The sequence below is a fragment of the Synechococcus sp. ATX 2A4 genome (genome assembly GCF_024346375.1).
Lineage (GTDB): Bacteria > Cyanobacteriota > Cyanobacteriia > PCC-6307 > Cyanobiaceae > MW101C3.
In genome coordinates this window covers 1-253 of record NZ_JAGQCV010000037.1, presented here as the reverse complement: position 1 = coordinate 253, position 253 = coordinate 1, and the positions used below count along the sequence as shown (strand labels likewise).

The window sequence follows — 253 nt, the reverse complement described above, 5'->3', positions numbered from 1 at the left end:
GCACAGGATCAGCTGGGATCCATACAACGAATCAGAAGACCTGATTTCACAAGCCAAGAAATACAAGCAAGAACATGGCTGCTACCCCGAGCGAATCTGCGCTGATCGTATCTATATCAATACTAAGGAAGCTCTGGGCAACAAGCCCGCAACCCAAGTTTCAGGCCCTCAAGTGGTTGGGATGGACCACTGCAGTGCAGATCAGGTTTGAATGGGCCTGATTTCACCTCTCTTAGGTGAATTATGCTTTCCA

At 48.6% G+C, this 253-nt stretch carries 1 pseudogene; it reads left to right on the top strand.

The window, feature by feature from the left end:
- Positions 1–211 (top strand): annotated as a pseudogene (locus KBY97_RS14620) (hypothetical protein); the annotation flags it as partial.
- Positions 212–253 lie beyond the last annotated feature (42 nt).